The sequence below is a fragment of the Hymenobacter humi genome, assembly GCF_042665855.1.
In the GTDB taxonomy this organism is placed as follows: domain Bacteria; phylum Bacteroidota; class Bacteroidia; order Cytophagales; family Hymenobacteraceae; genus Hymenobacter; species Hymenobacter humi.
In genome coordinates, this window is the sequence record NZ_JBHTEK010000001.1 from 3,075,737 (window position 1) to 3,088,616 (window position 12,880).

11 protein-coding genes and 3 pseudogenes are annotated in these 12,880 nt (G+C 60.5%); 11 read left to right on the plus strand and 3 right to left on the minus strand.

The features are described 5' to 3' along the window. Positions 1 to 85: 85 nt before the first annotated feature. A complete protein-coding gene (locus ACFQT0_RS17255) occupies positions 86 to 1,312 on the minus strand; it encodes an alanine dehydrogenase (protein WP_380204441.1) in 1,227 nt (408 codons plus the stop codon). Between the two features lie 109 nt (positions 1,313 to 1,421). Further along, positions 1,422 to 1,859 (minus strand): tRNA (adenosine(37)-N6)-threonylcarbamoyltransferase complex ATPase subunit type 1 TsaE, encoded by a 438-nt coding sequence (gene tsaE / locus ACFQT0_RS17260; protein ID WP_380204442.1) that lies wholly within the window; start codon positions 1,857 to 1,859, stop codon positions 1,422 to 1,424. A 156-nt stretch (positions 1,860 to 2,015) separates the two neighbouring features. Here tsaE and ACFQT0_RS17265 point away from each other — a divergent pair, with 156 nt between their 5' ends. From ACFQT0_RS17265 to ACFQT0_RS17305, 9 genes are all read left to right on the plus strand, one after another. Next, complete coding sequence (locus ACFQT0_RS17265; RefSeq protein WP_380204443.1) at positions 2,016 to 2,888, plus strand: TonB-dependent receptor; 873 nt, start codon at positions 2,016 to 2,018, stop codon at positions 2,886 to 2,888. Between the two features lie 101 nt (positions 2,889 to 2,989). Continuing rightward, entirely contained in the window at positions 2,990 to 3,421 is a 432-nt protein-coding gene (locus ACFQT0_RS17270) for a hypothetical protein (RefSeq protein ID WP_380204444.1), read from the plus strand. Further along, on the plus strand, positions 3,418 to 3,900 hold the full coding sequence (locus ACFQT0_RS17275; RefSeq protein WP_380204445.1) for an outer membrane beta-barrel protein: 483 nt from the start codon (positions 3,418 to 3,420) through the stop codon (positions 3,898 to 3,900). Before ACFQT0_RS17270 ends, ACFQT0_RS17275 begins: the two co-directional genes overlap by 4 nt. Then, on the plus strand, positions 3,819 to 4,538 hold the full coding sequence (locus ACFQT0_RS17280) for an outer membrane beta-barrel family protein (protein WP_380206061.1): 720 nt from the start codon (positions 3,819 to 3,821) through the stop codon (positions 4,536 to 4,538). The genes ACFQT0_RS17275 and ACFQT0_RS17280 overlap by 82 nt, the downstream gene beginning before the upstream one ends. 64 nt (positions 4,539 to 4,602) lie before the next feature. Then, positions 4,603 to 5,034 carry a carboxypeptidase-like regulatory domain-containing protein gene (locus ACFQT0_RS17285; RefSeq protein ID WP_380204446.1) on the plus strand — a complete coding sequence of 144 codons (432 nt, stop codon included), beginning with the start codon at positions 4,603 to 4,605 and terminating at the stop codon, positions 5,032 to 5,034. Beyond that, complete coding sequence (locus ACFQT0_RS17290) at positions 5,031 to 5,246, plus strand: hypothetical protein (protein WP_380204447.1); 216 nt, start codon at positions 5,031 to 5,033, stop codon at positions 5,244 to 5,246. The genes ACFQT0_RS17285 and ACFQT0_RS17290 overlap by 4 nt, the downstream gene beginning before the upstream one ends. Beyond that, a complete protein-coding gene (locus tag ACFQT0_RS17295; protein WP_380204448.1) occupies positions 5,173 to 7,050 on the plus strand; it encodes an outer membrane beta-barrel protein in 1,878 nt (625 codons plus the stop codon). Before ACFQT0_RS17290 ends, ACFQT0_RS17295 begins: the two co-directional genes overlap by 74 nt. Before the next feature lie 69 nt (positions 7,051 to 7,119). Next, complete coding sequence (locus ACFQT0_RS17300) at positions 7,120 to 8,079, plus strand: pyridoxal phosphate-dependent aminotransferase (protein ID WP_380204449.1); 960 nt, start codon at positions 7,120 to 7,122, stop codon at positions 8,077 to 8,079. A gap of 26 nt (positions 8,080 to 8,105) precedes the next feature. Beyond that, entirely contained in the window at positions 8,106 to 8,399 is a 294-nt protein-coding gene (locus ACFQT0_RS17305) for a hypothetical protein (RefSeq protein ID WP_380204450.1), read from the plus strand. 73 nt (positions 8,400 to 8,472) lie between these two features. Here the strand turns inward: ACFQT0_RS17305 and porX are convergent. Further along, a pseudogene (porX, locus tag ACFQT0_RS17310) lies at positions 8,473 to 10,040 on the minus strand (T9SS response regulator signal transducer PorX). 357 nt (positions 10,041 to 10,397) lie between these two features. Between porX and ACFQT0_RS17315 the strand changes: the two are divergent. Both ACFQT0_RS17315 and lpxD read left to right on the plus strand, forming a co-directional pair. After that, a pseudogene (locus ACFQT0_RS17315) lies at positions 10,398 to 11,625 on the plus strand (HD domain-containing protein). 171 nt (positions 11,626 to 11,796) lie between these two features. Beyond that, a pseudogene (gene lpxD / locus ACFQT0_RS17320) lies at positions 11,797 to 12,837 on the plus strand (UDP-3-O-(3-hydroxymyristoyl)glucosamine N-acyltransferase). The last annotated feature ends 43 nt before the right edge of the window (positions 12,838 to 12,880 follow it).

Genomic DNA, 12,880 nt, shown 5'->3' on the forward strand with positions numbered 1-12,880 from the left:
CACCTTGTAAGCTTCCCTCAAGAGTGAGCCAAGTATTACTAGAGTCAAGGTAAAAGCCTTAACCCCGATTAAATGCCCAATTCCCCTAATTCCGCACCGCAATCAACAAGCCCAATTCCTTATACCGCAGGTTGAATTTCTTCGCAATCATCGCATTGGTCAGCGAGCCGCGGTAGATGTACACGCCGCTGCGGAAATGCTCGTTGGTGAACAGCACTTCGTTGATGCCGCCGTGCTGGCTGATTTCCTGCAGGATGGGAGTGAAGATGTTGCTCAGGGCATTGGTGGCGGTGCGGGGCACACGCGAGGCAATGTTGGGCACGCAGTAGTGCACCACGTCGTACTTGCGGAACACCGGCTTGCTGTGGCTGGTCATTTCGCTGGTTTCGAAGCAGCCGCCCTGGTCGATGCTCACGTCGATGATGACGGAGCCGGGGGCCATGCTGGACACCATTTCTTCGGGCACCATGAACGGGATGCGGCCGTCTTCGACTGACAGCGCGCCGATGACCACATCGGCCCGGCGAATCTGCTGGCTCAGCGCAAACGTGTCGAGCGTGCTGGTGTAGAGCTGCATGCCCAGGTTGTGCTTGAGGCGGCGCAGCTTATAGAGGTGGTTGTCGAACACTTTCACTTCGGCCCCGAGGCCGGTGGCGGCGCGGGCGGCGTACTCGGCTACCGTGCCGGCGCCCAGAATGACAACCTGCGACGGCGGCACGCCCGTGATGCCGCCCAAAATAATGCCCTTGCCCTCGTTGGAACGGGCCAGGTACTCGGCTGCAATCAGCATCACGGTTGAGCCGGCTATCTCGCTCATGGCGCGCACCACGGGGCGGGCGCCGCTGGGGTCCTTCATCAGCTCAAAGCCGATGGCGTTGATTTTTTTGCGGGCCAGGGCGGCGATGTACTCCTGGGTCATAGAGCCCATTTGCAGGGCCGAAATCAGGGTTTGGCCGGAGTGCAGCAGCTCAATTTCTTCGAGCGTGGGCGGGGCCACCTTCAGCAGCACATCGGCCTTGAACACTTCCTCAGCCGAGTAGGCTATCTGGGCGCCGGCCTCGGAATAGGCGTGGTCGGCGTACTTGCTGGGCTCGCCGGCGCCGGCTTCCATAATGACTTCGTGGCCTTCGTTCACGAGGTGCTGCACGGCTTCGGGCGTGAGGCCAATGCGGTTTTCCTGAAGCGAGGTTTCGCGGGGCAGCCCAATAAAGAGTTTGCGCTTGCGCGTTTCCACGGCCAGCATCGACTCCTGCGTGAAATAGGCGCGGCTCGTGGCCAGTGACTCAAAACCGGATGGTAGCTGTTCGGCCATAAACCAAGTGGGGCGGGGAATGCAAGGGCCAGCGCCCGGAGGGAAAGGTGGCGTTTTCGTTTCGAAAAAGCGCCGGTCGCTGGTGCGTTAACTCCTGCTTAAGTGAAAGTTAGCGGATAAGAGTAATATGAATAGTCCGGGCTTCGGCGCTGAGCACGTCCAGGCGCACTTCAAGTCGGGGCTCGGGCATTAACTCCGCCACGCGGGCGGGCCATTCCACTAAACAAAGATACCCGGAATCGAGGTACTCCGAAGCCCCCATGCGCTCGGCTTCTTCTACGGAATCAATGCGGTAAAAATCAAAGTGATACACGGGCTGGTTTCGCCCGTCGCGGTATTCGTTGACCAGGGCAAACGTGGGGCTGCTCACGTCGTCGCCCACGCCGAGGCCCTGCGCCAGGGCCCGGATGAGGGTGGTTTTGCCGGCCCCCATTTCTCCTTCAAATGCAACTACCGAGCAGCCGGATTCGGATAGGGCTGCCTGCACTTGCCGGGAAGCGGCGGGCAGGTCGGCCAGGGTCGGGACTGAGATGGTGAGGGGAAGCATAACGCGAAATTACCGGCTCCCAGACATATACGTTTGTGTTTTTTGGATTATCACCGTCAATGCTTCACCTTTACACTTTCCTGCATCGGTTAACGTGTTCAGTTAAAAGAGGGTACAGTTAAAGCTTGTACAAATCCTTTTTTATCCTATCTGAGCTTGGCGACCGGGCCCCTGGCCGATGTGCACGCTGCCTTCCGACTTCTACCCAGTTTCTATTACATGCTCCAATTTGCCCCGGCCCGGCTTGGCTCAGCACCCCTCCCCTTCGCACGGCTGCTGGCTTTGAGCCTGCTGGGCCTGCCGCTTACCTCCCAGGCTCAGAAAACGGCCACCCTGAGCGGGACCGTGGGCACCGGCACGGGCGCGCCCATCGAATTTGCTACCGTCACGCTGCACCGGGCAACCGACTCGGCCCTCGTAAAAACCGAGTTCAGCGACGGCAAAGGCGCTTTTCGGCTGGAGGCAGCCGGCGGCCGCTACCTGGTATCGGCGGCTCAGGTGGGCTACGTCCGGTACTGGAGCCCGGCGGTTGAGCTAACCCCGGCGGGGCTCACGCTGCCCGCCATCCAGCTGGCCGCCAGCCAGGCCACGGCGTTAACGGAAGTGAAAGTAACGGCGCAGAAGCCCTTATTTGAGCGCTTTGCCGACCGCACGGTGGTGAACGTGGCCGACAGCCCCCTGGCGGCCGGGGCCACCACCCTCGACGTGTTGGGCCGCGCACCCGGCGTGACGCTTGATGTGGTTGGCAATGTGCGCCTGCGCGGCCGCACGGGCCTGCTCGTCGTTATCAATGGCAAGCGCACTCCCTCACCGGCACCGAGCCTGGCCGATTATCTCCGGGCCCTCCCCGCCGAACAGCTGCAAAGTATTGAGCTGATAACCAACCCGCCGGCGCAGTACGACGCGCAAGGCGGCGCGGGCGTCATCGCCATCAACTTCAAAAAGACCAACGCCTGGGCACCAACGGCAGCGCCAACGCCAGCTACGGCCGAGGCGAGTACGGCAAGTTCACCGCCGGGCTGGGGCTGAACCACCGCCGCAAAAACCTGAACGCCTACGGCAACTATGCCTACGCAGACCGCCGGGGCTTCTGGCGGCATCATTTCGACCGGCGCTACGCTGGAACGGCCTTGTTGCCCGCAGCGGGCAGCGAAATCAGCAACGAGCAGCTGACGCATCTGCGCTCGCACACCGGCAAGGTAGGCCTCGACGTCAATCTCTCGAAACGGACCACGCTGGGGATATCGGCCACGGGCCTGGGCAGCCAAACGACCAGCTCCACCGCCAACCAAACCCTGCTGCTGGGACCCGCGGGCGAAATGGCTGGCCGCTATTCATCCGTTGCCGACCACGACCTCAGCCGCCCCAGCGGAGCCGCCAACCTGAACCTGCGCCACACGTTCGCCGACTCGGCCACGGCTAGCTCGCTCAGCGCCGATGCGGACTTTGCCCGCTACCGGACCAGCCGGCTCCTGGCCCTCACCACGCGGTACGAGCAGCCCTACTACGCCCCCGGCTGCTTTCGGGCGACCAAAGCACCACCCTCACCATTCAATCGGTGAAGGCAGATTTCAGCGCGCCGCTGCCGTACCGGGCGCGCCTGGAAGCCGGCGCGAAACTGACCCGGGTAGCATCCGGCAACGACGTTGCCTTTATCCGTACTGCCGATGGCGCCAGCATGCTGGACCCTAACATCTCCAACCATTTCCGCTACGAAGAGAATATCAACGCTGCCTACGTAACCGTGCGGCGCGGCACTCCCCAAACCACCCTGCAAGCCGGCCTCCGCGCCGAGCAAACGAATACGCTGGCAGCCGTGACCGGCAGATACGCTCACGAGCGCCAGTACCTCCGGTTGTTTCCGAGTGCCCTGGTGCAGCGCACGCTCAATGAGCGCCACGGGCTGGCCTTGTCGCTGGCCCGGCGCATCGACCGGCCCAGCTATAGCCAGCTCAACCCCTGCGGGCCTACTCCGACGCCACTTCCTACCGTGCCGGCAATCCCGACCTCGTCTTCCAGACCAGCTACAACCTTGAGCTGACCCATACTTACCGGCAAAAATTCACAACCTCGGTGGCTTACGCCCAAACCGACCAACCAATCGTGAACGCCGTGCAGCCGTCCGAAGACGGTGGCCGCCTGGTGGTGAACCGGGACGTGAATCTGAAGACGCAGCACTACTACGCCCTGACCCTGGATGCGCCCGTTGAGCTGGCCAAGTGGTGGATGCTGAACACCAACGCCGTTTTTTACTACTCGCTGTTTCGGGGCAACCTGGCCGGCACCAGCCTGGACCGCGGCCAGCCCGCTTTCCTTTTCACGGCCAGCAACAGCTTCGGCCTGCCCCACGGCTGGGCAGCCGAGCTGAGCGGAAACTACCAATCGGGCGAAATCTGGGGTTTCGAAAAGTCGCGGTCCCGCGGGCAAGTGGCGGCCGGCGTCCAGAAAAGTTTGTGGAGCAAGCAGGGTACGCTACGGCTCAACGTGGCCGACATTTTCTACACCACGCCGGTTCAGGCTACATCTACTTATAACAACTTCTCCGAAACGTTCCGGGCGGCTCAGGATACCCGGGTGGTCACGGCTTCTCTGGCCTACCGCTTCGGCAACAGCAAGGTAGCAGCCGCACGCAAGCGGGCCGTGGGCGCCGAAGAGGAATTGCGCCGCGCCGGGCAGTAAACCGCCAGCTGTGCAACGGTAAGCAGAACGGACAGTCCTTGGGGCCCATTTGTCTGATTGGCCTATGACCTATACCTTTCCTCGACACCGTTACTTCGGCTTCTTCGGTTTTTTCCTTCTAATTCTGGTGCTCGATGGCCCGGCCGCCGCTCAGTCCCGGGCAGCGCTCGCGGGCTCCGTGGCTACGGCGGCGGGCGCCCCCGTCGAGTTTGCCACCATTACCCTGCACCGCGCTGCCGACTCTACGGTGGTGAAAACCGAGTTTAGCGACGCGCAGGGCCGCTTTAAGGTGGAAGCGCCCAGCGGCGCCAACTATCGGGTTTCGGCGGCTCAGGTCGGGTTTGAGCGGTATTGGAGCGCACCTTTCACCTTGCCGGAAACGGGCCTGGCCCTGCCGGCAATCGCGCTACGGGCCAGTGCGGCCACGGCGCTCAAAGAAGTTACGGTTACGGCGCGCAAGCCCTGTTTGAGCGGCAGGCCGACCGCACCATTGTGAACGTGGAAGACAGCCCGCTTTCGGCCGGCTCAACTACGCTCGACATCCTGGCCCGCGCACCGGGCGTGTCCGTCGGCTCGGGTGATAACCTAAATCTGAAGGGCCGGGCCGGCGTGCTGGTGCTCATCGACGGCAAACGTGTGGCCATGTCGGGCACCGAGCCTGGCCGACTTTCTCCGCAACCTGCCGGCCGAGCAGCTCAAGAATATTGAGCTGATTACCAACCCGCCGGCCAAGTACGACGCCCAGGGCGGCGCGGGCATCATCGCCATCAACCTCAAGAAAGACCAGCGCCAGGGCACTAACGGCAACCTGAGCACGAGCGTAGGCCGGGGCCGCTACAATAAGTTTAGCTCCAGCCTGACGCTCAACAATCGCCACGGCAAAACCAACGTGTTTGGCACCTACGGCTACGCCGACCGCGAGGCCTTCAACGCCCTGACGTTCCACCGCGACTTTTATAGCGGCCGCACGCTGCTGGGCCACAGCGACCAGGAAAACTATATCAAAGTGCGCCAAATGGTGCATACCTGGAAGGCCGGAGTAGACTACGCCCTTTCGCCGCGCACCACCGTGGGCGTGGCCCTGAACGGCCAGGCCGCCGACTCGCCCCAGGAAGGCACCAACGCCGCCACGCTGAGCGACGCCGACGACCAACTCACCGGCCAGTACCGGGCCATCAACCTGCGCACCGTACGTACCCCCAACGCCGCCGCCAACCTCAATTTCAAGCACACCTTCGCGGATACGATTGGGCCGCGCGAATTGAGCATCGATGCCGACTACGCCCAGTTTCGCAACACCCGCCTGCAAACCCTGGCCACCACCTACGACCTGCCCGTGCTCACGCCCACCACGCTAAATGGCGACCAGCGCGGCATGGTGGTTATCGAGTCTTTCAAAGCCGATTACACGCACCCGCTTACCAAAGAGGCCAAACTCGAAGCGGGCTTGAAGACCAGCCTGGTGAGCTCCGACAACGACGTCCTGTTCAGCCTCACCGAAAAGGACCAGACCACCATCGACCGGAATCAATCGAACCATTTCCTCTACGATGAGAACGTGAACGCCGGGTATTTCACCCTCACGCACACCACGCCCAAAACCACCCTAACGGCCGGCCTACGCGCCGAGCAAACCAACACCTCGGGCCGCCAGGAAGTGGGCAATGAAGGTTTTGAGCGCCGCTATTTTCAGTTGTTTCCCAGCGCAGCCATTCGCCGCACCCTCACTCCGAAGCAAGAAGTGGCACTGTCGCTCAGCCGCCGCATCGACCGGCCCACTTACGGCGACCTCAACCCCTTCCGTATCTACATCGACGCCACTACCTACGGCACCGGCAACCCCGGCCTGCGCCCCCAAACCAGCTACAACCTGGAGTTGAGCCACACTTTCAAGCAGAAATTCACCACCGAACTGGCCTGGGCCGTCACCAGCCTGCCCATTGTCGGCTCGGTGCAGCCGGTGGCCGGCAGCAGCTATGTGGTGGTCCAGAACATCAACCTCGACCGGCTCGACACCTATACGCTCACGTTTAGTGCCCCGGTGGAGCCCTTCAAATGGTGGAGCTCCAACAACAACCTGGTGGGCTACTACGCCCGCTACATCGGCCGGCTCAACGGCACCGACCTGAACAAAGGCCGCCCCACCCTCAACCTTACCACCAACAACAGCTTCACCCTGGGCCACGGCTGGGGCGCCGACCTCACGGGCACGTACCAGTCGCGGCAGCAGCAGGCGTTTTTCGATATCCGGGCCCGGGGGCAGCTGGTAGCGGGCATTTCCAAAAGCCTGTGGGAGAAAAAGGGCACCCTGAAGCTGAATGTGACTGATATTTTCTACACCCAGAAAACCCGCGCCTCCTCCAGCTACAACAATTACCAGGAGCGGCTTTACCAACGTTTTGACACCCGGGTAGTCACCCTTGCTTTCACTTACCGTTTTGGCAACCAGAAGGTAGCGCCCACCCGCCGCCGCACCAGCGGGGCCGAAGAAGAGAAGCGCCGCGCCGGCTAGTATGCAGGCAATTCGCCAGAACTGAAATAACTTCGTGGGCCGTTGCGGCGCTTCATTATCGTATTTCCCATGCAAGTATCTCAGATGGCGGCCGGCCTGAGCGGCTCCGAAATCATTCGAATAGGCAACCAGGTAAGCGAACAGGTGCGCCAGGGCGCCAACATCTGCAACCTGACCATCGGCGACTTTGACCCCGCCATCTTCCCCATTCCGGCCGAGCTCAACGCCGGCATCCAGCAGGCCTACCAGCAAGGCCACACCAACTATCCCCCGGCGGCCGGTATCAGCGAGCTGCGCCAGGCCATTTCGGAGTTTCTCAAAACCCGCCAGGGCCTGGAGTACGGCCCCAACGACATCCTGATTGCCGGCGGCTCCCGCCCGCTCATCTACGCCACCTACCGCGCCCTCGTCGACCCCGGCGACCGGGTAATCTTCCCGCTGCCCAGCTGGAACAACAACCACTACTGCCACCTCACCGGCGCTATGCCCGTGGCCGTAGACACGCTGCCCGAAAACAACTTCATGCCCACGGCGGCCGACCTGGCCCCTTACCTGGCCGATGCTACCCTGCTGGCCCTGTGCTCGCCCCTGAACCCCACCGGCACGGTGTTCACCAAAGAAGGCCTGGAAGAAATCTGCGACCTAGTACTGGCCGAAAACAAGCGCCGCAGCACCCACGAGAAGCCCCTCTACATTCTCTACGACCAGATTTACTGGCTGCTCACCTTCGGCAACACCAAGCACTACGACCCTGTGAGTTTGCGCCCCGAGCTGCGCGACTACGTCGTTTACATCGACGGCACCTCGAAGTGTTTTGCCGCCACCGGCGTACGCGTGGGCTACTCCTTTGGCCCCACGGCCATCATCGAGAAGATGAAGTCTATCCTGGGCCACGTGGGCGCCTGGGCACCCAAGGCCGAACAGGTCGCCACCGCCCATTTCCTTACCGAAACCGCGGCCGTGGATGCCTTTATCAACGGCATGAAGACCAAGCTGCAGGACTCGCTGGTAGCATTTTTGCGGGCCTGAAGGAGTTACAGTCGCAAGGCTACCCCGTGGATGCCGTGGTGCCAGCCGGCGCCATTTACCTCACCGTCAAAATTGACGTGCTGGGCCGCACCACCCCCGATGGCACGCTGCTGGCTACCACCAAAGAGCTCACCTCCTACCTCATCTCCGAAGCCCAGGCTCGCGCTGGTGCCCTTCAGCGCCTTCGGCTCAGCCGCGACGGAGCCCTGGTTCCGTGCCTCGGTGGGCGCCGAAACGGTGCAGTCGGTGCAGGCCTCGCTGCCGCGGCTCAAAGCCGCTTTGGACAAATTGAAGTAGCGCGCAAGGTTTCGCGAAGTTAAAGGAAGTCCCGCAAAGTTTGACGTTCTGCCAAACCTTGCGAGACTTCCCTTTAACTTCGCGAAACCTTGCGCGCTAGCCTTTGGCCGTTAGCGTCACGTACGGAATGATGCATTCCTCCAGCGAAATGCCGCCGTGCTGGAACGTGTCCTTGTAGTAGTTCACGTAGTAGTTGTAGTTGTTGGGGTAGGCGAAGAAGTAGTCACCGATGGTGAATACATACGCGGTGCTCACGTTTTCACGCGGCAGGAAAATGCTTTCCGGCTTGCGCACCACGTACACGTCGCGCGAGTCTTCGAAGCCCAGGTTTTTGCCGTGCTTGTAGCGGAGGTTGGTGTTGGTGTTGCGGTCGCCCACAATTTTGTAGGGACGCTTGCAGCGGATGGTGCCGTGGTCGGTGGTGATGATGAGCTTGCCTTTTTCTCGGCAATGGTTTGCAGCATCTCATACAGCGGCGAGTGCAGAAACCACGAGCGGGTGATGCTGCGGTAGGCCGACTCATCGGCCGCCAGCTCCCGAATCATGGCCATGTCGGTGCGGGCGTGCGAGAGCATGTCCACGAAGTTGTACACGATGACGTTGCACTTGTAGTTGTTGTGCAGGTTGCTCATCTTGCCCAACAGGTCCTTGCCGGCCTGCAGGTTGGTCACCTTGTTGTAGCTGTGCTTCACCTTCTGGCCATTTTTCTGGAAGTTGATTTCCATGAATTCGGCCTCGTGCAGGTTTTTGCCTTCGTCGTCGTCGTCGGTCACCCAGAGGTTGGGGTATTTTTTCTGGATTTCGCTGGGCATCATGCCCGAGAAGATGGCATTGCGCGCATACGCCGTGGTGGTGGGCAGGATGGCGTAGTACATCTCCTCGCTGTCCACCGTAAACATTTCGGTGATGATGGGCTCGAGCACCTTCCACTGGTCGTAGCGCAGGTTGTCAATCAGCACGAAGTACACGGGCGTGTCGCCGGTGGCCTTCAGCGTGGGGAACACCCGCTCCTTGAACAGCTGGTGCGACATGAGCGGCGCGTCCTTGTCGTCGCCGTTCACCCAGTCCTCGTAATTCTCGGTTATGAAGCGGCCGAAGTAGGTGTTGGCCTCGTCCTTCTGCATGTTGAACACCTCGGCCATGCTCTTGCCCTCGGTTTCGTTGATTTCCAGCTCCCAATACACCAGCTTTTTGTACACCTCGGCCCACTCGGCGGGCGTGAGGCGGTCGGAAAGCTGCATGCCCAGCTGGCGGAAGTCGCGCTGGTAGCCGCTGTTAGTGGCTTCGCTCACGAGGCGCTTGTTGTCGAGCACCTTCTTCACCGACAGCAGAATCTGGCTCGGGTTGACGGGCTTGATGAGATAATCGGCGATTTTGGCGCCGATGGCCGACTCCATGATATGTTCTTCCTCGCTCTTGGTAATCATCACCACGGGCACGGTGGGCCGGATGGCTTTGATTTCGCTGAGGGTTTCCAGGCCCGTAAGGCCGGGCATGTTCTCGTCGAGAAACACCAGGTCGTAACTCTGTTCCTGAATCTGCTCTATGGCATCGGCGCCGCTGTTTACGGGCGTTACGTCGTAGCCTTTTTCCTTGAGAAATAACAAATGGGGCTTGAGCAAGTCGATTTCGTCGTCGGCCCAGAGAATTGTAGTTTGTTGCATAGTATAGCGCCACACCAGATGGCGTTTCGGTGGAACGGTTTGCCAAAGGCAGCCGTGGGGTGAATTTTGCCAAGGCCAGGCCTCAGCGAAAAGGGGTAACGGCAGAAAGTGCAGCCTAGTGCCCCGGCCACAAGCCGAGCCCTAAAGCTTTACCGTAAATGAGGCAGTTTGGTTATTGAACTGGAGTTAGCTCAACGGTGAGCTGCCGGCCAACCCAAAGGTCTCAAATCTGAGCCGCTCGGTTGCGCGAATGGGGCTACCGGTGGCCATGGCTGGGCTAAACCCCGCGCGGCCGTCGTTCTTTTGTACCACGGTTGCCTCGTCTTACGTCCCGTTGGCTCAACGCCAACGCCCTTTATGAACAAAAAGAAAATTTTTAACGACCCGGTGTACGGTTTCGTCACCATCCCGACGGAGCTGCTCTTTGATTTGATTGAGCACCGGTACTTCCAGCGGCTGCGGCGCATTCAACAGCTGGGCCTCACCGGTTTCGTGTACCCGGGGGCGCTGCATACCCGCTTTCACCACGCGCTGGGCGCCATGCACCTCATGTCCTTGGCCTTGCGCACACTCAAGGACAAGGGCGTGAAGATTTCGGCGGCCGAAGGCGAAGCCGCGCTCATTGCCATTCTGCTACACGACGTGGGCCACGGCCCCCTTTCCCACGCCCTGGAAACCGCCATTTTCCAGGATGTGCCGCATGAGCAGCTCTCGCTGTTTCTCATGCAGCGGCTCAACGTGGAGTTTGAAGGCAAGCTTACGCTGGCCATCGAAATGTTCAAGGGAACCTACAAGCGGCCGTTTTTCCACCGGCGGTGAGCAGTCACTCGACATGGACAGGCTCGATTACCTCAACCGCGACTCCTTCTACACCGGCGTGGAAGAAGGCCGCCCCGGCGCCGACCGCCTCATCAAGATGCTGCGCGTACACGAGGAGCGGCTGGTGCTGGAGGAAAAAGCGGTGTACTCGGTAGAAAACTTCCTGGTATCGCGCCGCCTGATGTACTGGCAGGTGTACCTGCACAAAACCGTGACCAGCGCCGAGCAGATGGTGATTCGGGTGGTGCAGCGCGCCCGCGACCTCGCCCGCCAGGGCGTGGACGTGCCCGCCAACAACTGCCTGGGCTATTTCCTGGGCCGCGCCGTGAGCCTCACCGACTTTGAGCGCGACGACAAAATATTGAGCCATTTCGTGGAGCTCGACGACCACGATTTCTGGTCGGCCATCAAAAATTGGGCTGGCCACCCTGACCCCGTCCTCAGCTATTTGGCCAAGAGCATCCTGCACCGCAACCTTCTCAAGATTGTGCTGTCGTCGGAGCCTTTTGAAGAGGAATTCATGCTCGGCATCCAGGACTTGATTGAAGAGAAGTTCGCTCTGGCGCCCGAAGAAGCCAAGCTGCTGATGATATCCGGCCGCCTTAGCAACAGCGCCTACAACGCCGAAAGCCAGGAGCCCATTGAGATTCTGACCAAGAAAGGCGATGTGGTAAACGTAATGGAAGCCTCCGACCTGCCCAATATCCGGGCCCTCAGCCAGCGGGTGGAGAAGTTCTACATCTGCTACCCCAAGGAGATTGTGTAGCATCTGTGGGCAAAAAATATAGAACGTCATGCTGAGCGCAGCCGAAGCATCTCGCTTGCAGCAGTAATCTAACCAGCTCAACGATGCGAGCGAGATGCTTCGGCTGCGCTCAGCATGACATTCCATGAGAATGGAATTGGGATGGGGTTCTGACAACTAAATTTGCGGACTATGGAATTTACTGTTCAGCAAATCGCCGAAGTCCTCGGCGGCACCGTGGAAGGCGACGCGACCCAGCGCATCTCCAGCCTGGCCAAGATTGAAGAAGCCCAGGCCGGCTCCCTCACCTTCCTTTCCAATAATAAATACGAGTCATTTTTATACGAAACCGGCGCTTCCGCCGTCATTGTAGCTCAGAATCAGGAATTGCGGCACGCGGTGAAGCCCGCGCTCATTCGGGTTGAAAATCCTTATACCGCCTTCAGCCAGCCTGCTCGAGTTTTATGCCCAGGCCACCCGCACCGGCAAGCGCGGCGTGGAGCAGCCTTCCTTTATTGGTGAGACTTCGGAAATCGGGCCGGGGCACTACCGGGGTGCTTTCTCCTACATAGGTGATAATTGCAAGCTGGGCGAAAACGTGCTGATTTTCCCCCACGCCTACATCGGCGACCGGGTTACGATTGGCGCGGGCAGTATCATTCACGCCGGGGCCAAAATCTATTCGGATACCGTAATTGGGCAGTTTTGCGTGGTAAAGGCCGGTGCTGTGGTGGGCACCGATGGCTTTGGCTTCGCCCCCAGCCCGACGGCACCTACAAAGCCATCCCGCAGATTGGCAACGTGGTGCTGGAAGACTTCGTGAGCATCGGCGCCAACGCCACCATCGACTGCGCCACGCTGGGCTCAACCCGCGTGGGCCGCGGCAGCAAAATCGACAACCTCGTGCAGCTGGCCCACAACGTGGAAATCGGCCAGCACACGGTTATCGCTTCGCAAACGGGCATCGCCGGCTCGGCCAAGATTGGCGACCATTGCGTGCTGGCCGGGCAAGTGGGCATGGCCGGCCACGTCACGCTGGCCAACCGCACTACCGTGACCGCGCAGTCGGGCGTAGGCAAGAACGTGAAGCAGGAAGGCCTGATTCTGCAGGGCTCCACCGCCTTCGATTTTAAGCAGAACCAGCGCGCCCAAATCATTTTCCGCCGCTTGCCCGAGTTGGAGCAGCGCGTCGAGCAGTTGGAGAAGGCGAAAAGCACGACGGAAAAGCCCTAGCTTTGCAGCCGGGTTTCTGGTTTCTGGTTGCTTGTTTCTGGTT

Excerpts from the sequence above, each read along its gene's own strand:
- ACFQT0_RS17255 (WP_380204441.1), bottom strand. The coding sequence starts at position 1,312 with ATGGCCGAACAGCTACCATCCGGTTTTGAGTCACTGGCCACGAGCCGC.
- tsaE (WP_380204442.1), bottom strand. The coding sequence starts at position 1,859 with ATGCTTCCCCTCACCATCTCAGTCCCGACCCTGGCCGACCTGCCCGCC.
- ACFQT0_RS17285 (WP_380204446.1), top strand. The coding sequence starts at position 4,603 with ATGACCTATACCTTTCCTCGACACCGTTACTTCGGCTTCTTCGGTTTT.
- ACFQT0_RS17300 (WP_380204449.1), top strand. The coding sequence starts at position 7,120 with ATGCAAGTATCTCAGATGGCGGCCGGCCTGAGCGGCTCCGAAATCATT.